23 protein-coding genes are annotated in these 22,777 nt (G+C 66.9%); 14 read left to right on the top strand and 9 right to left on the bottom strand.

Annotated elements, in window-relative coordinates:
• The first annotated feature begins 196 nt into the window (after positions 1-196).
• From H1343_RS14505 to H1343_RS14530, 6 genes are all read left to right on the top strand, one after another.
• Positions 197-403, top strand: a complete 207-nt coding sequence (locus H1343_RS14505; RefSeq protein WP_185983554.1) for a NepR family anti-sigma factor — start codon at positions 197-199, stop codon at positions 401-403.
• 3 nt (positions 404-406) lie between these two features.
• A complete protein-coding gene (locus H1343_RS14510) occupies positions 407-958 on the top strand; it encodes a sigma-70 family RNA polymerase sigma factor (RefSeq protein WP_185983555.1) in 552 nt (183 codons plus the stop codon).
• Positions 959-1,074: 116 nt separating this feature from the next.
• Positions 1,075-1,407: an ElaB/YgaM/YqjD family protein gene (locus H1343_RS14515; RefSeq protein ID WP_185983556.1), complete on the top strand. Its 333-nt coding sequence runs from the start codon at positions 1,075-1,077 to the stop codon at positions 1,405-1,407.
• A gap of 72 nt (positions 1,408-1,479) precedes the next feature.
• The gene (locus H1343_RS14520; RefSeq protein WP_210270041.1) at positions 1,480-1,848 is read left to right on the top strand and encodes a hypothetical protein; all 369 of its coding nucleotides are present in this window, start codon (positions 1,480-1,482) and stop codon (positions 1,846-1,848) included.
• An 81-nt stretch (positions 1,849-1,929) separates the two neighbouring features.
• Entirely contained in the window at positions 1,930-2,181 is a 252-nt protein-coding gene (locus H1343_RS14525; RefSeq protein ID WP_185983558.1) for a flagellar basal body-associated FliL family protein, read from the top strand.
• A gap of 45 nt (positions 2,182-2,226) precedes the next feature.
• Positions 2,227-2,526, top strand: a complete 300-nt coding sequence (locus H1343_RS14530; RefSeq protein WP_185983559.1) for a hypothetical protein — start codon at positions 2,227-2,229, stop codon at positions 2,524-2,526.
• A 9-nt stretch (positions 2,527-2,535) separates the two neighbouring features.
• On the opposite strand, the gene H1343_RS14535 is transcribed toward H1343_RS14530, so the two are convergent.
• Entirely contained in the window at positions 2,536-3,453 is a 918-nt protein-coding gene (locus H1343_RS14535) for a diacylglycerol/lipid kinase family protein (RefSeq protein WP_185983560.1), read from the bottom strand.
• Positions 3,454-3,638: 185 nt separating this feature from the next.
• Here H1343_RS14535 and H1343_RS14540 point away from each other — a divergent pair, with 185 nt between their 5' ends.
• The 7 genes from H1343_RS14540 (at position 3,639) to H1343_RS14570 (ending at position 14,747) form a co-directional block, all read left to right on the top strand.
• The gene (locus H1343_RS14540) at positions 3,639-4,880 is read left to right on the top strand and encodes a PRC-barrel domain-containing protein (protein WP_185983561.1); all 1,242 of its coding nucleotides are present in this window, start codon (positions 3,639-3,641) and stop codon (positions 4,878-4,880) included.
• Positions 4,881-5,042: 162 nt separating this feature from the next.
• Positions 5,043-6,341: an efflux RND transporter periplasmic adaptor subunit gene (locus tag H1343_RS14545; RefSeq protein WP_185983562.1), complete on the top strand. Its 1,299-nt coding sequence runs from the start codon at positions 5,043-5,045 to the stop codon at positions 6,339-6,341.
• Positions 6,338-9,490 (top strand): efflux RND transporter permease subunit, encoded by a 3,153-nt coding sequence (locus H1343_RS14550; RefSeq protein WP_185983563.1) that lies wholly within the window; start codon positions 6,338-6,340, stop codon positions 9,488-9,490. Before H1343_RS14545 ends, H1343_RS14550 begins: the two co-directional genes overlap by 4 nt.
• 57 nt (positions 9,491-9,547) lie before the next feature.
• Positions 9,548-11,365, top strand: coding sequence for an ATP-binding cassette domain-containing protein (locus tag H1343_RS14555; protein WP_185983564.1), 1,818 nt, complete (start codon positions 9,548-9,550; stop codon positions 11,363-11,365).
• 99 nt (positions 11,366-11,464) lie between these two features.
• A complete protein-coding gene (locus tag H1343_RS14560; RefSeq protein ID WP_185983565.1) occupies positions 11,465-12,691 on the top strand; it encodes a M48 family metallopeptidase in 1,227 nt (408 codons plus the stop codon).
• Positions 12,692-12,919: 228 nt separating this feature from the next.
• Positions 12,920-14,308 (top strand): DEAD/DEAH box helicase, encoded by a 1,389-nt coding sequence (locus H1343_RS14565; RefSeq protein ID WP_185983566.1) that lies wholly within the window; start codon positions 12,920-12,922, stop codon positions 14,306-14,308.
• A gap of 127 nt (positions 14,309-14,435) precedes the next feature.
• Positions 14,436-14,747, top strand: coding sequence for a polyhydroxyalkanoic acid system family protein (locus H1343_RS14570; RefSeq protein WP_185983567.1), 312 nt, complete (start codon positions 14,436-14,438; stop codon positions 14,745-14,747).
• A gap of 15 nt (positions 14,748-14,762) precedes the next feature.
• Here the strand turns inward: H1343_RS14570 and H1343_RS14575 are convergent, their stop codons facing one another.
• A complete protein-coding gene (locus tag H1343_RS14575; RefSeq protein WP_185983568.1) occupies positions 14,763-15,311 on the bottom strand; it encodes a hypothetical protein in 549 nt (182 codons plus the stop codon).
• 207 nt (positions 15,312-15,518) lie between these two features.
• Here H1343_RS14575 and H1343_RS14580 point away from each other — a divergent pair, with 207 nt between their 5' ends.
• Complete coding sequence (locus tag H1343_RS14580) at positions 15,519-15,851, top strand: hypothetical protein (protein WP_185983569.1); 333 nt, start codon at positions 15,519-15,521, stop codon at positions 15,849-15,851.
• On the opposite strand, the gene H1343_RS14585 is transcribed toward H1343_RS14580, so the two are convergent.
• The 7 genes from H1343_RS14585 to flhA all read right to left on the bottom strand — a co-directional run bounded on the left by H1343_RS14585 (position 15,848) and on the right by flhA (position 22,685).
• The gene (locus H1343_RS14585) at positions 15,848-18,028 is read right to left on the bottom strand and encodes a DUF1217 domain-containing protein (protein ID WP_185983570.1); all 2,181 of its coding nucleotides are present in this window, start codon (positions 18,026-18,028) and stop codon (positions 15,848-15,850) included. The genes H1343_RS14580 and H1343_RS14585 overlap by 4 nt on opposite strands.
• Positions 18,029-18,142: 114 nt before the next feature.
• Positions 18,143-18,619, bottom strand: coding sequence for a hypothetical protein (locus H1343_RS14590; RefSeq protein WP_185983571.1), 477 nt, complete (start codon positions 18,617-18,619; stop codon positions 18,143-18,145).
• Positions 18,616-18,963, bottom strand: a complete 348-nt coding sequence (locus H1343_RS14595) for a flagellar protein FlgN (RefSeq protein WP_185983572.1) — start codon at positions 18,961-18,963, stop codon at positions 18,616-18,618. Before H1343_RS14595 ends, H1343_RS14590 begins: the two co-directional genes overlap by 4 nt.
• A gap of 67 nt (positions 18,964-19,030) precedes the next feature.
• Positions 19,031-19,468: a rod-binding protein gene (locus H1343_RS14600; protein ID WP_185983573.1), complete on the bottom strand. Its 438-nt coding sequence runs from the start codon at positions 19,466-19,468 to the stop codon at positions 19,031-19,033.
• 24 nt (positions 19,469-19,492) lie between these two features.
• The gene (locus H1343_RS14605) at positions 19,493-19,894 is read right to left on the bottom strand and encodes a hypothetical protein (protein ID WP_185983574.1); all 402 of its coding nucleotides are present in this window, start codon (positions 19,892-19,894) and stop codon (positions 19,493-19,495) included.
• Positions 19,891-20,646, bottom strand: coding sequence for a flagellar biosynthetic protein FliR (locus tag H1343_RS14610; protein ID WP_185983575.1), 756 nt, complete (start codon positions 20,644-20,646; stop codon positions 19,891-19,893). Before H1343_RS14610 ends, H1343_RS14605 begins: the two co-directional genes overlap by 4 nt.
• A complete protein-coding gene (gene flhA, locus H1343_RS14615; RefSeq protein WP_246333631.1) occupies positions 20,643-22,685 on the bottom strand; it encodes a flagellar biosynthesis protein FlhA in 2,043 nt (680 codons plus the stop codon). The genes H1343_RS14610 and flhA overlap by 4 nt, the downstream gene beginning before the upstream one ends.
• Between the last annotated feature and the right edge of the window lie 92 nt (positions 22,686-22,777).

A 22,777-nucleotide genomic window follows, 5' to 3' on the forward strand; every position in this document is an offset into this window, starting at 1 on the left:
CTTGCGGGGAACCGGACGACCGCCAACATAAGGCGGAGACCCTCGCGTTGGTAGAGGGCAACCACTTTCAAACGAATCTCGCTCTATATGTCTTGCGAAGCGTGAACACTGGTACACTTAGCGTTCTCAGGATGATGCACCGGTCGCTCCCATGTCGGAGCCCGGGACGCCCGTCGGGCGATGGCTGCGAGGCAGAATGGACGATCGTGAAAATCAGGGCGACGAGCTTGTGAGCGAACACAGCGACGAAGGGCGGCAGAACGATCTCGGCCCCACAACCGCCATCGGCCGCAGGCTCAAGGCGTACTACGACGACGTGGCGGGAGAGCCGGTTCCCGACCGCTTCCTATCTCTTCTCGACGCGCTGGATGCGGCCGCTTCCAAGGAGAGGCCTCGGGACTGAACCATGAGCAAAGAGCCGGATTTCAGACGCGAACTGATCGCCATCATCCCGAACCTGCGCGCCTTCGCGGCTTCGCTCTCGGGCTCCTTCGATCGCGCCGACGATCTCGTCCAGGAGACGCTCGTCAAGGCGTGGGACAAGCAACACACCTTCCAGCCCGGCACCAACCTGAAGGCCTGGCTCTTCACCATCCTGCGCAACGAGTTCTACACGCAGATGCGCAAGAAGGGCCGCGAGGTTCAGGACGTCGACGGCATCCACGCCATGCAACTCGCCGGGCATCCGGAGCAGCAGGGCCATCTCGATTTGCAGGATTTCCGCAAAGCGCTCGATTCCCTGCCAGACGACCAGCGCGAGGCGCTGATCCTGATCGGCGCCTCCGGATTCTCCTACGAGGAGGCTGCGGAAATCTGCAAATGCGCCGTCGGCACCATCAAGAGCCGTGTCTCGCGCGCTCGCACTCGCATGACCACAGTGCTCGGCATCGAGGGTGATGGCGAGTTCGGGCCGGACTCCATCTCCTCGCAGATCATCGGCGTCGCACCCGCCGCCTGAGCCAGCGAGGCCAGGTGGCAACGGGCTGCCGCCGGAACCGAAACGAACCCGAAGCGTTGGTCACGCGGGCGCAACTCGTGCTCATCGCAACGAATTCCAGGCCGAAAGGATCAGCCATGTCCAACCTCTCCTCCAACGAGCCAAAGCCGGGCGGCAAGCACGAGGACGCCGATCTGGAGGCTCAGGTCGCAAGGCTTCGCGAGGATGTTGCCGGGGTCGCTGAATCCCTGAAGGCACTGGCGGGTTCCCGCGCCTCGAATGCCCGCGACCAGGCCTTCGCCCTGCGTGACGACGTCCGCGAGACCGGCGAGCGCTACTTCCGCCAGGCCCAGGAGGCGGCGAGCGAGTTCGAGGACCAGATCAGCGAGCGCGTCCGGGCTGAGCCGATCAAGAGCGTCCTGATCGCTGCCGCGGTCGGATATTTCTACGCACGCATTTTCAAAAACTGATCGATGCTCGGGCAGCTGATCACGAAGGTCTTCACGGGCGAGGCAGGCGTCTTCTTCGCTCGAATGAGGACCGTGGCCATCATCTACGCCGCGATGGGTCTCGTCGCGCTCGTCATGCTGATCTTCTTGGTGACAGCGGCGTTCGTCTGGTTCGCGGCGATCTATGGCGCGCTCTACACCGCGCTCGGCTTTGCCGCCGCGTGTCTGTTTGCGATCGCCGTCCTCTACGTCCTCCTGATCATCGCGCGCCGTCCGCCCAAGCAGCGGGCGAGCGACCGGCTCCAGCGGGACATCGCTTCGATCGCGAGCGTCGCTGCGGTCTCCAACCTGCCGCTGATGGTGCGGTCGGTACGCCGGCGCAAATCACTGCTGCTCCTGCCGGTCGCCGGCGTCGGCGTCTGGGCGGTGACGCGGCTCGTACTCTCCATGCGCGATCGTTGACGGCTTTACCTCCGGCCGGGGCGCAGGCTCCGGCCCAATCAAGACAACGGCGAGACGCCGAGATCCGGTAGGAGACGATCCATGTCAGACATCGACCCCTCGAAAGCACGCCAGGGCCGCGGCGGCTCACGCGTGCTGACCATCCTGATCGCGGCTCTGGTGTTGGCGCTGATCGTCTTCGTCGGCCTCGGCTTCTACGGGGGCTCGCAGCCCGACGAGAATATCGGCGGTGTCGAGGAGAGCGGCGTGAGCACCGAGGGGGCGGACCCTGCGGGTTCGGCACCATCCGAGGGCGGGGTCGTCGAACCGCAGGAGACGCCGGCCGCGCAGTGAGCCGGATCGGCCGAAAGCGCTGCGGTTGAGGCGGGAGAGACGAGCATGAGCGACACAGGCTTGCCGCGGAACGACGCGCGGTATTCCGAAGATCGAGTTCGCGCCGAGATTGAGGAGATCCTCGCGGACCCGGCCGTGCCTTTCAATGAAAAGGAAGGGCGGCTCGAGGACTTGGCGCACCGCCTCGGCATCTCGATCGACGAGGCACCGGGCGACGACCCGAACTCGATCGATCCATTCCGCATGCAGATCTTCAACGCGCTCGGTCTTCTGGCCGACGGAGGTCACTCCTACGTCGAGCAGGAAGACGACGAAAAGCAGGACGACCCCTCCGCCCCTCGCTAGTCCGGGTGATCAGACGTCGCGCAAGGTCGCCTCCCTCGGGACGAGCACCTTGAGCGCGCATGGGCGGATTTCGAGTTCAGATATTGCTGCGAGGTCCGTCAGTTCCCCGTCCAGAACGGCTCGGTCATGCGATTTTCTGTGCCGATGCTCGATCCGCACGCTGCGCGCGTGCAGAACGGTCAGTGAAGGATTGTTGCGCCAGGCACCGCGCAGGACATCGAGCGCCAGCTTGCCGACCTCCCAGCCCTTGGTCGCGCGACAGATATAGACGCCGAGCTCACCAGCCTGCGGATCGTCCGCGTAAGGCAGATGCCATTCGCCGTAGAGATTGTTCGAAATGGCCACGGCCGGGCTCTCGATGGTTTCTGTCCTGCCATCGACCTCCATGCGCAGGCTGACGAGCGGCAACCGGTTGACTGTCGCCGCGACCGCGCGCGTCGTCGCCCACATCTTGCCGACCCGGGAGCCATAGTCCAGCGATTCACGCGCGCGGACCATGCGCGCATGCAGCCCGACCGCGAACTGGTGGACGAAAGGAGTGCCGTTCACCGCTGCGATGTCCACGGCCGTGATGCGGCCGTCCGCCAGCGCGGGGATCGCCTGGTTGAGATCCGGGGGGATCTGCAAGCTGCGAGCAAAAAGGTTCATCGTCCCAGCCGGCAGGATCGCGAGCGCCGTGGGGCGTCCCGTCAGGGCGGCTGCCGCGCCCGAAACAGTGCCGTCGCCGCCGCCCACCAGCAGCACGTCGAGATCATCGCGCTTCGCTGCACGCCCGATCGCGTCGCCCACCCCCGAACCGTCGACGACCTCCACCTCGATCGTGTGGCCGTGCAGGGCGAACTCGTCCCGGATGAGCCGTTCGAGCATATCGAGATCGGTGGTCTTCAGCGTGCCGCCGGACCTGTTGAGGATGGCATGGATTTTCATCGTGTTCCCCGGCGCGGCCGCGCATGACGTCGCCCGCGCAATGAAGATATGGCGCGTCGGCCCATTGGTGAGGGCTCGAACGGCAAAAGCATCGGCGAATATGTCGGCCGCGAGTGCGAGTGCGGGAACCGTGCGTGCCGAGCGCCTGTTCCGAGATCGGGACGAAGCACCGAAAGACCGCCGCAATGATCCGTACGCTCCTGATCACCTCCGCTACCGCCGTCGCCCTTCTCGGGCCGGCCGCGGCGCAAACGGGCACGCGGACGAGCGGCCCGACCGGAGATCGCGTGGCGCCCTCCCCCGCCGCGCCGGCTGCGGAAACACCTGCGCCGGCAGCACGCCCCGGCTTCACCTTCCTGACCGTGATGAACGCCGAGCAACACCTGTTCACCAATCTCGTCGGGGCACCTCTCTTCCTGGCGGCGACGCCGGACGAGGTCGCCGCCGACATCCAGGACGTCATCGTCGGTGCCGACGGCACGGCGCTGGCGCTCGTCGTGCGCACGCAGGGCGCTATCGAGGGTAAAAGCCGCCTTCTCGCCATCCCCTTTGACCGCCTGTCCATCGCACCAGGCGACACCGCTGCAATGGCCATCACGATCACGGCGTCGGCTGATGAGCTGGCCGCGGCTCCCCTCTTCGACGCCTCCGCCCAGGCGCCCGACCCGGCGCCGGCCGATACGCTCGAGGCGCCTGACTATCCGTCCACCCTCGGCCCGGACCGCTACCTTGCGAGCACGCTCGTCGGCGACGCGGTCTACGACGGGCCGGCGGGCAATGCGGCCACGATCGGTAACGTCGCCGATCTCGTGATCGGCGCCAGTGGAACGGTAGACGCCTTCACGGTGGGTGTCGGCGGCTTTCTGGGCATCGGCGAAAAGACGGTCGGCGTGCCGTTCGACGCGATCGCCCTGGGCAACGACGCGGACGGCGAGACACATCCGGCGCTGGCAGTCTCGCGCACGCAGCTCGAAGAGGCACCCACCTTCGTGGAACGTCCCTTGAGCACGCTCGCGCCTGCCGGAAGCGCCGCTTCGGACCTCGCAGGCACGGGCGCGCAGCCGGCGCAGGACGCCCCGGTCACCGCCTCGTCCCTCGCCCCCGGTCCGGAACTCACCGCCGACGCGCTGATCGGCACACAGGTCTTCGGACCGGATCGTGAGCCCATCGGCACGATCTCCGACATCGCGCTCGGCACCAGTGGGCTCGTGGATGCGATCGTCATCGATGTCGGGGGCTTCCTCGGGATTGGCTCGAAGCCGGTCGCCATGTCGATGGACAATCTGAGTTTTACAGCGGAGCCATCCGGTGCCGTGATCGTCACCACGCGGTTCACCAAGGCGCAGCTCGAAGAGGCGCCAGCCTTCGACAGCGCTCCGGGCGCCCGGAGCCCTGGCGCGGATCGGAGCGCACCGCTAGCCGAGTGAGATACAGTCGGCTGGGTAAGTTGCCTTGCCAAGCAGGGTGGCGCTGCGCAGCAACCACCTTACGAAAAATTATGAGGCGCCAGAGGCCGCTATCGGGTATTTTGCAAGGGTATCGGCGCCTCAGTCGTCCCTTTTCGAACGATCCTGCAGCGGAAGGCGCCCATGGCCCTCGTCAAGCAATTCGCAGTCGCGGTTCTCGTTCTACTCGTCGCCGGCGCCGCTTGGCTGCGGCTCGACCCCGCGCCAGGCCAGTATCTCCTCTCAGATGACAGCCCCCTGCCGGGTTTCCTGCGCCCGGTCGTCGCAGCCGTCGCAACCTCGGAGACGGCGCGCATCGGCGCGACGCCGCGCCGCGATCAGTCACAGGCCGCACAGCTTGTGACGGTGGACCCGGCGCGCGCGGACGTCACGCGCGATCGGCTGCAGGCCATCGGTACGGGTGAAGCGCGGCGGACCGTGGCGATCTATCCGGACGCGACGGGCATCATCACCAGCGTGGCCTTCCGGCCAGGCGAAGAGGTCGAGGAAGGCGAGATCCTCGCCACGCTCGAGAACGATGCACAGATTCTGGCGGTGGACCGCGCCCGGATCGCCCTCCAGGCGGCTCGCGACCAGGCCCAGCGTTTCGAAGCGCTCGCTTCGTCCGTCACGGCCGTGCAGGTGGCCGATGCACGCCGCGCGGTGGACACCGCCAATCTCGACCTGCGCGCCGCCGAAATCGAACTCGGCAAGCGCACCATCACGGCACCGATCGCCGGGCGCGTCGGCCTCTCCCCTCTGGAGGTTGGCGCCCTCGTCGGCAGCCAGACGCTGATCGCCACGATCGACGACCGCGAGCAGCTCAAGGTGGTCTTTAACGCGCCTGAGGCCTTCGTATCCGAGATCGCCGTGGGCGACTCGCTCTCGGCGACGCCAACGGCACGCACCGGCCGGGTCTATGACGGGCAGATCTCGGCGCTGGACAGCCGCATCGACGAGGCGAGCCGGACGTTGCGCACCGAGGCCCTGATCGACAATTCCGCCGACGATCTTCGCCCCGGCATGTCCTTCACCGTCGACATCGGGTTCGCCGGCAACGCCTACGTCTCGGTCCTGCCGCTCGCGATCCAGTGGGAGCGGTCCGGCTCATTCGTCTGGGTGGTGACGGACGGCACGGTTTCGAAGGCGCCGGTGCAGATCATCGAACGCAATGTCGAGCGGGTCCTCGTCGCCTCCGACGTCCTCGCTGCCGGCGACGCGGTCGTGGTCGAGGGCACGCAACAGCTTCGCGAAGGGCAGGCCGTGCGCACACCTGAAAGCGTCGACGCTCCGCCTGAGGACGTGCCGACACTGGAAACGCCGCCCTCCGTCAACGCCTCACCCGCGAGCGGACAGACGGCACGCGAGAGCGCGCTGGGCGTCGTCGCTCCGACCCGCCTTGCACGCAATTCCGTGGCCGCCGACGGCGGGCTGCGACCGTGACGGCGGGGGGCGAGCCGACGCCGGCCGCGCAGGACGGGGTGACCAAGTTCACCTCGCTGTTCATCCGGCGTCCGGTCTTCACCATCGTCCTCAATCTCCTGATCGTGGTCGCCGGGCTTGCGGCCTTCGGTGCGGTCGAGATCCGCGAACTGCCGAACGTCGACCGGCCGGTGATCACTGTCACGACAACGTTCGAAAGCGCTTCACCCGAAGCGGTGGACCGGCAGATCACAGGCGAAATCGAGAGCGCGGTGGCGCGCGTTCCCGGCATCGTCTCGATGTCTTCCTCCTCGCGCTTCGGACAAAGCCGCGTGACGATCGAGTTCTCCGACTCGACCGACCTGAACGTCGCGGCGAGCGACGTGCAGAACGCAGTCGCCTCCATCTCGAACCGCCTGCCGGACGACGTCGACGATCCGCGGATCGTCAAGGCGGATGCAGATGCCGACGCGATCATGCGTCTCGCCGTCCTCTCGCCGACGATGAAGATCGAGGATCTGACGACGCTTGTCGATGACCGGATCGCCGATCGGCTGGCCGCCGTGGAGGGCGTTGCGGACGTTGCGATGTACGGCGAGCGCGAGCGCCAGATCTATGTCGACCTGCGGCCCGCTGAACTCGCAACGCGCGGCCTGACGCTGGCGGACGTCGCGCAGGCCCTCGGCAACGCCTCTCTCGACGCGCCCGCCGGCGCGCTGGAATCGGCGAACCAGAACCTCATCGTGCGCGCCGACGCCAATGTTTCCGATCCGGACGAATTCGGCGCCATCATCCTGAACGGCTCGACGCGGCTGCGCGACATAGCCAGCGTGCGCTTCGGCCCGGACGAGGCCGCCTCGCAGCTTCGCGTCAACGGCCAGACCGGCATCGGGCTCGGCGTTATCCGGCAGGCGGGTTCGTCCACCATCGAAATCTCGGAAGGCGTGCGCGCTGCAGCAGCAGAGCTCAACCAGTCGCTCACCGACGGCACGCGCATCATCGTGACGAGCGACGAGGCGACCTTCATCGAAGGCTCGATCCACGAGGTCGAGATCGCGCTGATTCTCGCCTTCACTGCCGTCGCGGCGGTGATCTACCTCTTCCTCCTGTCCTTCCGCGCCACGATCATCCCGACGCTGACCATGCCGATCGCGATCATCGGCGTCCTCGCGGCGATCTATCTCGCCGGCTTCTCCCTCAACATCATCACGCTTCTCGCCCTGGTTCTGGCGACGGGGCTCGTCGTCGACGACGCGATCATCGTCCTCGAGAACATCGTGCGCCGGCGGGACATGGGCATGAGCCCGCAGGCGGCAGCCGTGATCGGCACGCGCGAGGTGTTCTTCGCCGTGATCGCCACGACCGCCACGCTCGCGGCGGTCTTCGTGCCGATCTCCTTCCTGCCCGGCGTGGCCGGCGGTCTCTTCCGCGAGTTCGGCTTCGTGCTGGCCATGGCGGTGGCGATCTCGTCGATCATCGCGCTGACCCTGTGCCCGATGGTGGCCTCGCGCATGATCGGCGCGCGCAAGGAGACCGGCAACGCGAGTGCTCCCGCGCGCGCCGTCCGGCGCTTCGGCGGCTGGCTCGCCCGGCTCTATGCCCTTCTCCTGCGCCAGGCTTTGAACTTTCCGCTCGCGGTCGTCGTGGCCGCGACCATCTTCGCAGGCGCGGCCGCGGTCGTCTTCCAGACGATCCCCAACCAGCTGACGCCGCTTGAGGATCGCGGTTCGGTGCTAATGAGCATTTCCGCGCCTCAGAGCGCGAGCCTCGACTACACCGATGCCCAGATGCGCCGGATCGAGGAGATGGTCCTGCCTTATGTCGAAAGCGGCGAGGCGACGAGCATCTTCGCGCGCGTCGGCACCGGCACCGGCAACTCCGCCTTCATGGTGATGACGCTTGCCGACTGGGCGGAGCGCGAACGCTCCCAGCAGGAAATCGCGGCGGAGCTGAACGAGGCGTTCATGGACGTGCCGGGCGTGCGCGCCCGCGCGATCCAGCCGAACTCGCTCGGCATCCGCGGCGGCGGGCGCGGGCTTCAGTTCGCCGTCGTTGGCCCGAACTACCAGGTGCTGACCGACGCCGCCGAGACGCTGCGCGACGCCATGGCCGAGGATGGGCGGTGGGGCCGCGTGCAACTCAACGACGAGAGCACCCAGCCGCAGCTCTCCGTCAAGATTGACCGCACCCGCGCCTCAGATCTCGGCATCGACATTAACGGCCTTGCGGCCGCGATGCAGGCGCTGCTCGACGGCCGCGAGATCGGCAGCACCTTCGTCGATGACCGCTCCGTGCCGATCCAGCTCGTCTCAACGAGCGACCCGGTCAACGACCCCGGCGATCTTCGCAACATCTCGGTGCGTACCGAGGACGGACGCTTCGTGCCGATGTCCTCCGTCGTGACGATCGCCGAAGAGGCCATCGCGCCCTCGCTCTCGCGCGAGAACCAGACGCGCGCTGTCTCGCTATCGGCGGACCTCTCGGACGGCTACTCCATCCAGCAGGGCTGGAATGACGTGCAGGCCTTCGCACGCGAGCACCTCGATTCTTCGCTGAGGCTCGAGCCGCTGGCTGAGGCGGCTACGCTGGAGGAGACGTCGAGTGGCCTCGCCCTCGTCTTCGGCTTCGCCATCGTCATCGTCTTTCTCGTGCTGGCGGCCCAGTTCGAAAGCTTCGTCTCGGCCCTGATCATCATCGCCGTGGTGCCGTTCGGCGTCGCCTGCGCGGTCTTCGCCCTCGCCTTCTTCGGCGAGAGCATTAATCTCTACTCCCAGATCGGGCTGGTGCTGCTCGTCGGCATCATGGCCAAGAACGGCATCCTGATCGTGGAGTTCGCCAACCAGCTGCGCGACGAGGGCGCGAGCGTGCGCGAAGCCGTCGAGAAGGCCTCGCTCATCCGCCTGCGCCCAGTGATGATGACGATGATCGCTACCGTCGTCGGCGGTGTTCCGCTTATCGTCGCGACGGGAGCGGGAGCCGAGGCGCGTGTCTCGCTCGGCTACGTCATCGTGGGCGGACTCGGCCTCGCCACGCTCGCCACGCTCTTCATCACGCCGGTCGCCTATCTCCTCCTCGCCTGCTTCGCCAAGCCGAGCGCCGATAAGGCGGCGCAGCTCCAACGAGAGCTCGCCCTGGCTGAACGCCTCGGCCGCTTCGGCCAGGCGCACTGACCGGCACCACGCTAAAACGGATACCGGTTCCACGGACGATGCTGTAGAAGCGCCGCCATGGCTCCTCCCCCGCTTCTGCGCCTCGACGGCGTGCGCCTCACCTTCGGCGGCACGCCCCTTCTCTCCTCGGTCGAACTCAACGTTCTGCCCGGTGAGCGGATCGCGCTTGTCGGCCGCAACGGCTCGGGCAAGTCGACCGTCCTGAAGATTGCCGCGGGGCTCGCGGAGGCGGACGGCGGAGAGGTCTTCCGTCAACCGCAGGCGACGATCCGCTATCTCGCGCAGGAGCCGGACTTCGGCGATGCGCCGACCGTGGAGGCCTATGTCGCGAGCGGCCTTGGACCCGCCGACGACGCCTGGCGTGTTCAGCGCATGATCGACGGGCTCGGCCTTCGCGCGGATGCGCGGCCCGCAGATCTTTCCGGCGGAGAAGCCCGGCGCGCCGCGCTCGCCCGCGTGCTCGCGCCCGAGCCCGACATCGTGCTCCTCGACGAGCCCACCAACCATCTCGACCTGCCGACGATCGAATGGCTGGAGGAGGAGCTGCGCTCCTCCAAGAGCGCCTTCGTGATCATCAGCCACGATCGGCGCTTCCTGGAACGCACCACGCAGGCGACAGTCTGGCTCGACCGTGGCGCGACCAAGCGCCTGAACGAGGGCTTCGGGTCCTTCGAAGGCTGGCGCGACAAGGTGCTGGAGGAAGAGGAACGCGACCTCCAGAAGCTCGACCGCAAGATCGTGCGCGAAGAGCACTGGCTGCGCTACGGCGTCACCGCCCGGCGCACGCGCAACGAGCGGCGCCTCGCGGCCCTTCACCAGCTGCGCTCCGACCGCAAGAACGCCCGCCGCGCCGTCGGGCAGGTCGAGATGCAGGCCGGCGAGACGCGCGAGAGCGGCAAGCTCGTGGTCGAGGCGGAAGCCATCTCGAAGGCCTATGACGAGCGCGTTCTGATCCGCGACTTTTCCACCCGCATCCAGCGTGGCGACCGCGTCGGCTTCGTCGGTCCAAACGGCGCCGGCAAGACGACGCTTCTGAATATCCTCATCGGCGAGGGGCAGCCCGATTCGGGTCGTGTGCGCCTCGGCACCAATCTCGACCTCGCCTTCCTCGACCAGAAGCGCGCCGCGCTTCGCGACGACCTTTCGGTCTCGGACGCGCTGACGGACGGGCGCGGCGACCAGGTGATGGTCAACGGCGAGGCGCGCCACGTCGCGGGCTACCTGAAGGACTTCCTCTTCCAGGCCGAGCAGATCCGCACGCCCGTCGGCAATCTTTCAGGTGGCGAACGCGCGCGTCTGCTTCTCGCCAAGGTGCTGGCGACACCCGCCAATGTGCTCGTCCTCGACGAGCCGACCAACGATCTCGACATGGAGACGCTCGACCTTCTGCAGGAGCTGATCGCGGGCTATCCCGGCACCGTTCTCCTGGTCAGCCACGACCGGGACTTCCTTGATCGCACGGTGACGAGCGTCATCTCGCCGGAAGCGGACGGCATCTGGCTCGAGTATGCCGGCGGCTATTCCGACATGGCCGCGCAGAAGCGAGGGGCGGCCAGGGAAGAGCGCAAGGTGGAGAAGGAGAGGTCGAAGTCTTCCGGCAACGCCACACCGGCCGCCGAGCGCAAGGCCGCGCCGGCGACCAAGCTCTCCTTCAAGCAGAAGTTCGCGCTCGAGAACCTGCCGAAGGAAATCGCCACCCTGGAGGCAGACATCGCCAAGGCCGAAAGCGAAATGGCAGACCCGGCACTTTTCACCAAGAACCCGGATCGCTTCGCCAGGCTCGCTGCCGAGATCGAGAAGAAGCGCGAACGCCTCGCGGGTGCCGAAGACGAGTGGCTGGAACTGGAGATGCTGAAGGCCGAGATGGACGCCTGATCGCGCACCTCGACGTGTCGGGATACCTCACGATTGATTGATGCGCCCCCCGATTGTAAGGATGACGACGAAGAGTCGGCTTAGCATTCGGGGGATTGCATGCAGATCGACGCCATCGATCCGAGAGCGCAGTCCGTCCACGTCGAACGCTGGCCGAGCGAGATGCCGCTCTTCGTGACGATCTTCATCGTCTCGGTGCTGCTGTGGATCGCCGTGATCGTCGGAACGCTCGGCATCGGCCTGATCTACGTCGTGATCATCGGCTTCTTCCTGTTTCTCGCGCAGGCCTGGTTCATCGCGCATGTGCGGGGCAACGCGGTGCGGCTGGGCCCGGATCAATTTCCCGAGCTCTATTCCCGCGTCGTCGAGTTCGCCTCGCGCGCCGGCCTGAAGCGAACGCCCGACGCTTATCTCATGCAGGCGGACGGAGCCCTGAACGCCTTCGCCACCAAGTTCTTCCGGCGCCAGATGGTCGTCCTCTATGCCGATCTGATCGATGCGTGCGGTGAGGACACCAAGGCGCGCGACATGATCATCGGTCACGAGATCGGGCATCTTCGCTCGAACCATCTGGAATGGAACCTCGTCACCGCGCCGGGGCGGTTCATCCCGTTCCTCGGCTCGGCCTATTCGCGAGCTTGCGAATACACCTGCGACCGTTGGGGCACCGCGCTGTGTGGCGATCGCCAGAGCGCTCAGCGCGGCCTCATCGCCCTCGCCTCCGGCGGCAGTCATCGCGCGAAGGTCAATGTGGAGGCCTTCGTGCGCCAGCAGCAGGACCTCGACACCGGCTGGATGACGCTGGCGCGCTGGCTCGGCACCTATCCGCCGCTCGCCGCGCGGGTGGATGCGATCTCCGATGCCGACAGCACCATCTACCGGGCGCGGAAAGGCCCCTTGCGGGCCTGGGGCATCATGCTCGCCTTCGTCCTCGTTCCGATCGCGATCGTGGCCTTGATCGCCACTATCTTCGCGACCTTCGTCGGCACCAACGATTCCATGCTGCGCGAACTTGGCATCGAGCCGGGCATCGAAGGCGCAGCGCAGCTGCCGGGCTTCCCGGACGATCTTTCGTCATCCGGCGGCGGTGAAGCTTCGCGGGACGCCGTCTCGCGCGTGGACCTGCCGGCGGCGACCGCGATCCCCCAGATCGACGATCCGACGCTCGCCGGCTATGCGCAGAGCTGTTCGGAGGGCGACATGCAGGCGTGCGACGATCTCTATTCGCAGACGCCCGTAGACTCACCCGAGGAAACCTACGGCAATGATTGCGGCGGGCGCTTTCCCGGCAACACGCTGATGTGCGTGGACCGCGTCATCGACTGACACGCAACGCCGCGCCTTGACGCGGCGCACGGGAGCGGCGATATGAGGCGGGTCATGCCGTGATCGCGCGGCGCCCGTCCTCCCGCGACCTTCGCTGGAAATCTCGATGCGGCGTCATGCCCGACGAAGTCGGGCCACGGCCCGTGCCGATCCGTCGCTTTGTGAAGCGCGAAGACGATCGGCCGCCTCGCGGGGGCAAGCCCTCCGCAGAATTTCCAAAGGCATCTTTTGTCCATTTCCGATTTCAAGTCGCTCGGCCTTGCCGACGCGCTCATCTCCGCGCTCGACCGCATGGAGATCACGACGCCGACGCCGATCCAGGCGCAGGCCATTCCCGCCGTCCTGAAGGACCGTGACGTCCTCGGCATCGCCCAGACCGGCACCGGCAAGACCGCGGCCTTCTCGCTGCCGATCATCGACGCGCTCCTCAAGGCCGGCGGTCGTCCCAAGCCGGGCTCCGCCAAGGTCCTCGTCCTGGCGCCGACGCGAGAGCTCGCCGCGCAGATCGCAGAGAACGTCAAGGGCTTCACCGCCGGCACGCCGATCCGCCACATGGTGGTGTTCGGCGGCGTCTCCGTGCGCCCGCAGATCGAGACCGCCCGCAAGGGCGTCGACATCGTCATCGCAACGCCCGGCCGCCTGCTCGACCTCGTCGACCAGAAGGCTCTGACGCTTGTGGACATCCGCCATCTCGTTCTCGACGAGGCGGACCGCATGCTCGACATGGGCTTCGTGCGCGACATCATGCGCATCGTGAAGCTCCTGCCGACCAATCGCCAGTCGCTCCTGTTCTCGGCCACCATGCCGCAGAACATCGCCTCGCTCGCCGCCAAGATCCTCAAGGATCCGGTGCGCGTCGAGGTCACGCCCGAGGTCGTCACCGTCGAGAAGATCGACCAGAGCGTCTTCATGGTGCCGCAGAAGGCCAAGAAGCACTGGCTCATCAAGATGCTGCCGGGCTTTGACAAGACGGTGATCTTCACCCGTACCAAGCACGGCGCGAACCGGCTTTCCGAAGATCTCGGCAAGGCGGGCATCGAGGCGCTGGCGATCCACGGCAACAAGAGCCAGGGCGCACGCCAAAAGGCGCTCTCGCAGTTCCATGCGGGCGAGCTGCGCGTGCTGGTCGCCACGGACATTGTGGCGCGCGGCATCCATGTCGACGACATCACCCATGTGGTGAACTTCGACCTGCCCGAAGAGGCGGAGAGCTACGTCCATCGCATCGGCCGCACGGCGCGCGCCGGCAAGACGGGCGTCGCGATGACGCTGTGCGATCCGTCCGAGCGCTCCAAGCTGCGCCAGGTCGAGAAGCTGACGGGCCTCTCCTTCAAGCCGGAGGCGACCGAGTTCATGGACGCGGCGACGCTGGCGGCCCTGCCCGCCGAGTCGCGCTCCGAGCGCAGCCCGCGCGGCCGCGGCGGCCCGGCTCCCAAGCGAGGCGGCGGCGCAGCCAAGGCTCCGCGCGGCGCCAAGCCCGGCGAGCGACGCGGTCAGGCGGCCGATGGCGGCAAGCCGAAGCCCGCGAGCGGCGAACGCAACGGGCGCCCGGGCGGCGGTCGCCGCAGGCGTCGCGGTGGCGGTGGCGGCGCCGGCGGCGAGCGCGCCTACGCCTGATCCGCTTCGGCAGAGCTCGCAGCATCGAGGTTAGGAAAGGGGCGCTGCAAGCGCCCCTTTTTCATGCGCCGTTGCGCGGAGCTTCGCGCTCCTCCATATGCCGGACAGACGAGTTCAGGAGACGACGATGGCCGAGACCGTGAAGGTCGACATCCCGCACAAGCTCACCCGCGAGGAGGCGCGTGCCCGTATCGAGAAGGGGTTCGACCGTATCCGCTCGGACGCCACGGGCGGCATGGTCAAGTTCGAGGACACATGGACGGGCGACCATCTGGACTTCCGTGCCAAGGTGATGATGCAGTCTGTGACGGGCCGTCTCGACATCCTCGACGACCACGTCCATGTCGAGATCGACCTGCCGGCGTTTCTGGCCACGCTCGCCGAGAAGCTCACCGGCAAGATCCGCAAGGAAGGCCAGATTCTCCTGGAGAAGAAGTAGCCGAGTTCCGTTCGATCAGCGCGCCGTCATGCGCAGTCGCGCGGCCTCGGCACTGACGCTGCCGTCCACGCTGTCGATCGCAAGGACGCGCCCGAGACCAGGCACCACGGTGCCGACCTTTACGCGCATGAGTTCGTGCGCGGTCGCCAGCAGGGCCTCGTCGCCGAACACCATCACGATCTCGTAGTCCGCCGGCTTCGGATCGCTGCCGCGCCTGATCTGCGGTACCGGCAGCGGACAGGCGTCGGCGCAATCGGTTTCGGCGGAGGTCTCGACAGAGCCCGTCTCGATCGCGTCGAGGCGGTTTACCTGCATTCCGGCGATCAGGCGGTGCATGAAGTAGTCCGGATCTGCCGTCGATATCCGGTAGGAGGCCGTGAAGAAGCCCGTCGACGACAGCGCAAGCATTCCGACGATGACGGCGAAGGCGAAGTCCATCCAGGTCCAGCGCCGTCCGTCCGGCAGAAGGGCGAGCCGCCCCTGCACGCGACGGACGATCTCGCGCGCGAAGTCTGCGAGCGAGACGGACGCGAGGACGTTGGGGCGCGGGTCGGCACTCGCCATGATCGGGGTCGCTCCGGTTTGGACGAGCCCCAACATGGCGCGTGCCGGTTAACCGTCCTTACCGATCGCCCTGGCCGAAAGCCGCGCTTTCGCCATCGTGGTTAACGAGACGTCAACCGACGCGTTAACGCTTTCGTCATGTTTGCCGGTGGCCTGATGGGCACATGCTCTTCGCCTCTCTATCTTCTGGCCCGAAGGGGAGCGGGCATGACGAAGGTGGCAAGAGCGGAGAGACGACGTGCGGGGCGCGCCCGCACGCGACTGCGGCCGGGCAAGCTGCTCGGCCTGGACGGCGTGTTCCTCTGCGACTGCGTGGTTCTCGACCGCTCGTTCGCGGGCTCGCGGGTGCGCAGCCTCGGCGCTGTCGAACTGCCCGAACTCTTCGTCCTGTTCGACGAAGCGGAAGGTACGACACGGCGCGTCTCCGCCGCCTGGCACCGGCGCGGGCTTGTCGGTCTTCGCCACGAAGGCGCCCCGCAGCCGGTGCGGCTTGAAGACTTGCCGCTGATCGCCGGCCCTTACTATGCGATGCGCGCCTAGAACAGACCGAGAATACCGGGGGCCGCCGAACCAGCGCCGCCGCCGCCGAGCAGCGCCAGCGCCGGCGAGCTCGCCTGCATCGCCGGGTTGTTGATGTCGTAGAGCGCGGAGAAGCGCGAGATGAACCGGTCGAGACCGCGCGGGTCCTTGAGCTGGTCGAAATCCATTCGAGTCTCGAGGATTGCCGCCTGCCGGTCGATGTCGAGCTGCGACATGGATTGGGGCAGCCCGAGTGCGGTGCGCACGACTTCGAAGAGCGCCCTGTCGGAGAGGATCGAGAAGGCGCCGGTGATGTCGGGAGACTTGCGCAGGAAGTAGAGCGCGAGCCGCGCACCCTCGTTCGTTGCACCGACCTCCTGCTCCAATGTCTGCACGAGGTAGAGGTTCTGCGTCGTCAGGAAGCTGGCGCCGCTTTGCGCGCTGCCTCCCGACGCCGCGATGCGTCCGTCCGGCGTGAAGGCGAAGGCGGCCGCAAAGTCCGTGTAGCGCGTGTCGCCGAAGGATCGCGCGAAGCTGTCCTCGTCCGAAAGATCGCTCGTCAGGAGCTTGCGGATGTCGGCCGGGCGCAGCTTTTCGTCTGCGAGGCCGTAGGCGCGCAGCGCGAAGTCCAGCACCGCATCGTTCTCCAGAAGATCGTCGAGCGACTTCACCGCGCCGACGCCCTCCAGATAGGCCACTGTCTCCTCGCGCACCTTTCCGCGCGTGTACTCGCTCTGGTCTTCGCCGAACGAACGGGCGTAGAGCGAGGCTGTCTCCTGCTGAGAGCGCACCGGCTGGGCGAGGCGCTCGGCGCGCACCTTGCCCTCGGCGTCGAAATTGAAGGCGGCGGCGAGATTCTCGTAGCGCTCGTCGTTCAGGCGCCGGACGTAGGAGTTCGGATCGGACGGATCGCTCTGGAGCACGCGGCGGATCTTCGAGCTGCTCTCGGTCGCGGGGTCGAGATCGAAGGCCTTGAGGATGAAGTCGAAAGCCTGGCGGCGGTAGACCGGATCGTTGCCGAGGAGATCGTTGATGGAATCCATGCGCGTGAGCTGCACGCGGAAGGCGTTCGTGCGCAACGCGATCTCAGCATCGCCAGTGCGTGGTGTCGCCTGCTGGAACGCGTCAGCGATGCGCGCGAGCGAAGCGGCGCTCGCGGCGGCGCCCGCCGGAGCGTTGCCCTGCGTGTCGAAGGCGAAGGCCGCGTTCAAAGCGCGCAGCTTCTCCTTGCGCGCCTTCTCGGTGTCCGTTCGCTCGGGCAATGCGTCGATCGCGTGGGCACCGTCGCCCGTGTCGCGGGCGAGCACGTTTGTCAGGACCGCGGCGGTATCGCGCGAAGGATCGAGCCCGAAGGCCGTCTGCAGGACGCGCAGCACGGTGGGGTCTGCGAGAAGATCGGCTGCGCTGGTGACGGTTTTTGCCTGCGCTTCGAAGTGCCGGGCTGAAAAGGCTGTCGCCTGTGGGCTGGTGGATTGGCCGACAGCGACGAAATAGCGATTCGCAAAGGCCGCACGCTGCGCGTCAGTCTGGGCGGCGCTTCCCGGCGCCACCTTCCCGTCCGGCTGGAAGGAGAAGGCATCGCGAAGGAACGCCGCACCGCCGCTCGGCTGCGCGCCCTCCCCCGTGTTCAGGATCAGGCCGCGCAGATAATCGCGTGAGACGATGGCCGGATCGACGCCGACGATCTTGGCCGTCATCTCGAACATCACGGGGTCGCGCAGGAGCGCATCGACGTCCTTGATACCGCCGATCCGTGCCTCGAAGGTCGCGACCTTGTCGCCGGCGATCGCCCCGCCGCGCACCAGATGTTCGGAATAGGCCTCCACGAGCCGGTCGGTCTGCGCCTGGCTCTGGAGCGCCGGCTCGGACGCGGCCGCCGCGAAGTCGAAGGCGCCGGCGAGCTGGCGGTAGCGCTGGTCGGTCAGACGGTTGGCGAAGCTCGACGTGTCCGAGAGATCGCTCTCCAGCACCTGCCGGATCAGCGCGCGCGAGCCGATCTGGTCCTCCAACCCGTAGGCCTTCAGCGCGTAGGAATAGAGGCGGTAGTCGTCCATCAGGTCGTCGACCGTGCGGACCTGGCCGATATTCTCCTGATAATAGCGCGCCTCGCGCTCCACGCTCGCCTGTGCCGAGACGCGCGCTAGGCTGCGCGTCATGTCCTCGGCATAGAGGCGGTAGCTGGTCAGCGTCGAGATCATGCGGCAAGCCCCTCGGCCACCGGCGCAGCACGGCCGGCACAACATGCTTAACGTCAAGCGATTACGGGAAGCTGAATGCCAGACCGGTGCGCGGGTTCAGAGCGCGCCGGCGACCTATTCGACGAGGACGCGAAGCCCCTCGCCGCCGAGTTCGTTGCGCGGCAGGAAGTCGAACTGCTCGACCAGCACCTCGCGCACGATGTCGCGGCCGAAACGCTCGTTGACGGCGGTGCGGATGTTGGCCGTCAGCGTCGGCAGGTCGTAGCGCTCGGGTCGCTCGAAATCGAAGCCGGTGACGGAGTAGATCGTGCGGAACGCCTCGTCGACGACGAAGGGGTCCGGCGGCACCGCCATCGAGGCTACCGTGCGCCCGTCTATCGTGTAGACGAAGCGCGCGAGCACGTAGCCCTTGAGCTGCCCTTCCGCGATGATCGGCACCGAGATCCCGTCCGTGCGCCGATAGTCGAGCCCCACGAAGTAGGTCGCCTCCTCCTCCACCGCCGGCTCGGTGCTGCGCACCGATGCGACGACGTAGCTCGATCCGAGCGAGACGATCAGCACCCAGACGGCGATGGCGAGGGTCCGGATCATCCGCCGGCCGTCACGCCGCGCACGGAGGAGCCGTAGGTGCCGTCGGATTCAGCCTCGGCCATCGACCGAGAGATGAGGCCGGCGACCTCGTCTGTGGCCTCCATGTGAAGCTGCAGGAGCCGGCGGTTGTCGTCGAGGCGCTCGCGCAGGGTCGAGAGGCGCGTGCGCAGCTCGCCGCTGACGGAAGCCGTGTCGAGGCCGCGCGCAATGCGCGTCAGCTCCAGAAGGCTCTGGTTCTTGCGGTTGCTGGTCTCACCGAGATTGAAGCGGGCGCCCGAGCGAAGGGCGTTCATCTCGCCCGCGAGCACCGCCTCGAGGCGGTTGATGGCCTGTGTGAGAACCATTTCCACGTCGTTCCAACTCCCGTTACGCTGCGCGGCGATCGTTCGGCCGCGTGTTCCAACTCGTGTCCTAGATCTTGGCCGCGCCGGCCGCCTTCAGCCGGTCATCCTCGGCCGCGGCCACCTCGGCCGCGCGTCCCGCTAGGGTCGGCGATTGCGCCAGCATGTCGGCGATGCCGATGCCGCCGGCCGCCGCGATCTCCTCGCCGATCTTCTCGGCCATCATCGAGCGCCAGACGTCGCCGGCCATGCCCGCGCCGAAGAACTCGGTGTTCTCCTTCGGCAGCATCTCTTCCACGAAGGAGCGAAGCACGAAGCCCTCGAACTCCTGCAAGGGATCCTTCGCGCGGGTGTGGAGCGGCGCCGAAGAGACCGGAAGCGTGGCCGCCGCCTTGTCGAGCGCTGCGGAGAACATCGCTCCATCGCCTGACGAGACCTTGGCCGCCGGCTCGGACAGCACGGTGGCGGAAGCAGTTCCGGCGACGGCGAGAGGCTGGATGATCGTCATGCCGGAAGGCTTACGCCCGCTCACTTATTCGAGGCTTGCGAGCCTGCGGTTGAGATGGGCATCGACGATCTCGGTCAGGTCGCGCGCCTCGTTCGCGGCATCTTCGAGCGCCCTCGCTTGCCTTGCGACGCCAGCCAGCTGACGCTCGACGCGCGCGGCGGTGAATAGCGCGCCCTGCACGGCGGCCGCCGCCTTCGCGGTTTCGCCACGCTCGGCCTCCTTGCGCCTCAGGCTCGAGGCCTTGGCTTCGAGGAAAAGGCCATTGAGCAGCGACTGGTCGCCGAGGCTTTCCAGGATGTCGCGTGCTTCGCCCGCCAGTTCTGCCTCGCGGCGGCGAAGCTCGGCGAGGCGCCATTCCTCGACCTCGCGGCGGCGCTTCTGCACCCGCGTCAATCGTTCCAGCCGTTCGGCGCGCGACAGCGTCATCCGTTCACGACCCAGATGCGGAAGGCCTGCGTGAACTGCAGGAGGAAATCGCCCATCGAATAGCCGAGGAGGATCAGCCCTCCGGCCAGCACGAAGGGCAGCGAGATGAAGTAGACCGGGATCTGCGGCGTCAGCTTGTTGGCGAGCCCGACGGCCAGATTGACCACCACCGCATAGATGACGAAAGGGCTGGCAATGCGAAGGCAGAGCTTGAACGTCTCGTCGAGATTGTCGGTGAGCGCCACGAGGCCGGCGCGTGGCGAGAAGCCGAGGGCGACGGGCAGCGTCAGATAGGAGGCGACGAGCGCCTGGATCACCTCGGCGTGCAGGTTCAGGGAGAAGATCATCACGGTGGCAGTCAAGGTGATGAGGGTCACGAGCGCGGGCACCGCATCCGGCTCGTCGATGGGCGTGCCGAGCGCCATGCCCATGCCGATGGCCTGCGCCATGAAGTTGCCGGCGAACTGAAGGGCCAGGATGAAGACGCGGCCGAGAAGGCCGATCATCGCGCCGTTGAGGATTTCGCCGACGACGAGTTGCAGGCGCAGATCGTCGCTCGCCGGGCCGACGATCTGGACGATCTGCGGCAGTAGGCCGGGCGAGACCGCCATCGACAGGGCGAAGGCGATGAACAGGCGCACGTTCGCCGGAATGCGCGCCGAGGAATAGCCCGGTAGAAGCATCAGGCAGGAGCCGATGCGGCAGAAGATCAGGAAGAGGGCGAGGACGAGCGCGCTCGTTTCCTCGCTCACGAGATGGAGCCCAGCGCCTTGATGTCGACGCCGCGCGCGATCTCCAGATGGCTCAGCACCGGAAGGTTCACGAAGATGCGCTCGATCATCATGCGCACGTAGGGGCGCGCATCCGGTGAGGCGACGAGGACGAAGTTCTCGCCCTCGGCGGTCTTTTCGCGGATGACCTTGGAGGCCTCCGTCGCGAACTCCTCGACGAGGCGCGGGTCGATGTCGAACTCGGTGACGTCGCCCTTCTGGTCGCGCTTCAGGGCCTGATGGAAGGCGAGGTCCCAGCGGTTTCCGAGGCGCAGCACGGAAAGCTGGCCACCCACGAGAAGGTCGCCGCAGATCTGCTGCGCCATGCGCATGCGCACATGCTCGACGATCTTCTCCGAGCGCCGCACATGCGGCGAGATCTCCGCGATGGCCTCCAGGATGAGCGTCAGGTTGCGGATGGAAACGCGCTCGGCAAGCAGCAGCTTCAGCACCGCCTGCAGGCCCGAATGGCTCATATGCGCCGGCACGATCTCCTCGATGAGGCGCTTGTATTCAGGCTCCAGGCGATCGAGCAGCGCACGCATGTCCTTGTAGGAGAGGAGATGCGCGAGGTTGTTGCGGATGACCTCGGAAAGATGCGTCAGCAGGACCGAGAGCGTATCGACCGGCTCGAAGCCCGCGCGGCGCGCGGCGCTCGCGAAGGTCTCGGAAATCCAGGCTGCGCGCAGGCCGAAGGCCGGCTCCTTCGTCAGATCGTGCGGGATGTCGGGCACGGGCTGCTCGCCGAGCACAATCAGAAGCTCGCCGAGACGCATCTGCTGCGTCGCTACCGTCGTGCCGTGGACCTTGATCTCGTAGGACTTGCCGTCGAGGGCGAGGTCGTCCGAGAGCTTGATCTCGGGGACGACGAAGCCGTAGCGCGCCGCGAAACGACGACGCATCTTCTGGACGCGGCTCGCCAGCTCGTCGCGGGAGAAGGAAAGCTGGGCGGAGAGCTGCTTGCCCAGCACCAGCTCCACCTCGACGATGCGCAGGCTCTCCTTGACCGACTGGCGCTCGGCTTCGATGGCGCGCTGCTCCTCCTCCATGCGCTCGGCATCCATGCGCGCCTTCTCGTCGGCGCGCCGGCGCGGCACGAGATAGGCGCCCACACCAAGGATCGAGCCGACCACGAAGAAGGGCAGGAAGGGTAGGCCCGGCAGGATGGCAAGGAGCATCATCAGCAGCGCCGCTACGAGAAGCGCGCGCGGATAATGGCCGAGCTGGCGGATGATCGCGGTTTCCGCCGCGCCCGTCGTGCCGCCCTTCGAGACGAGGAGTCCGGCGGCGAGCGAGACGATCAGCGCCGGGATCTGCGTGACGAGACCGTCGCCGACCGAGAGCTTGACGAAGACGTCGGCCGCGCTGGCGGCGTCCATGCCGTGGCGTGTGATGCCGATGATGATGCCGCCGAAAATGTTGACGGCAGTGATGATGAGGCCGGCGATGGCGTCGCCGCGCACGAATTTCGAGGCGCCGTCCATCGAGCCGAAGAAAGAGCTTTCCTCCTCCAGCTCCTTGCGGCGGACCTGCGCCTGCTTCTCGTCGAGGAGGCCGGCGGAGAGGTCGGCGTCGATCGCCATCTGCTTGCCGGGGATGGCGTCGAGCGTGAAGCGCGCGCCCACTTCGGCAATGCGCGTCGCGCCCTTGGTTATGACGAGGAAGTTGACGGTGATGAGAATGGCGAAGACGACGAGGCCGATGACGAAATCGCCGGCCATGACGAGGTTCGAGAACCCGCCGATCACATGACCGGCCGCGTTCACCCCCTCGTTGCCGTGGCTGAGGATGACGCGCGTCGTCGCGACGTTCAACGAAAGACGCAACATTGTCGCGATCAGAAGAACCGTCGGAAACGCCGAGAATTCCAGCGGCTTCTGGATCCAGAGCGCGACCATCAGGATCAGAACGGACAGCGCGATCGACAGGACGAGGCCGAGATCGATCAGGACGGCCGGGATCGGCACGAAAAGGATGGCGAGGATGAAAACGATGCCGAAGGCGAAGCCGATGTCGCGCATCGACTGGCGCCCGGCCTGCGCCGCCTGCAGCGGCGCGGAAAGCTTCAGGGTATCGGTGCTCATCGGCTCCTCGGCGATCCGGACCGCCGGGC

Origin of the sequence: Aureimonas mangrovi (assembly GCF_014058705.1) — a bacterium.
Lineage (GTDB): Bacteria > Pseudomonadota > Alphaproteobacteria > Rhizobiales > Rhizobiaceae > Aureimonas > Aureimonas mangrovi.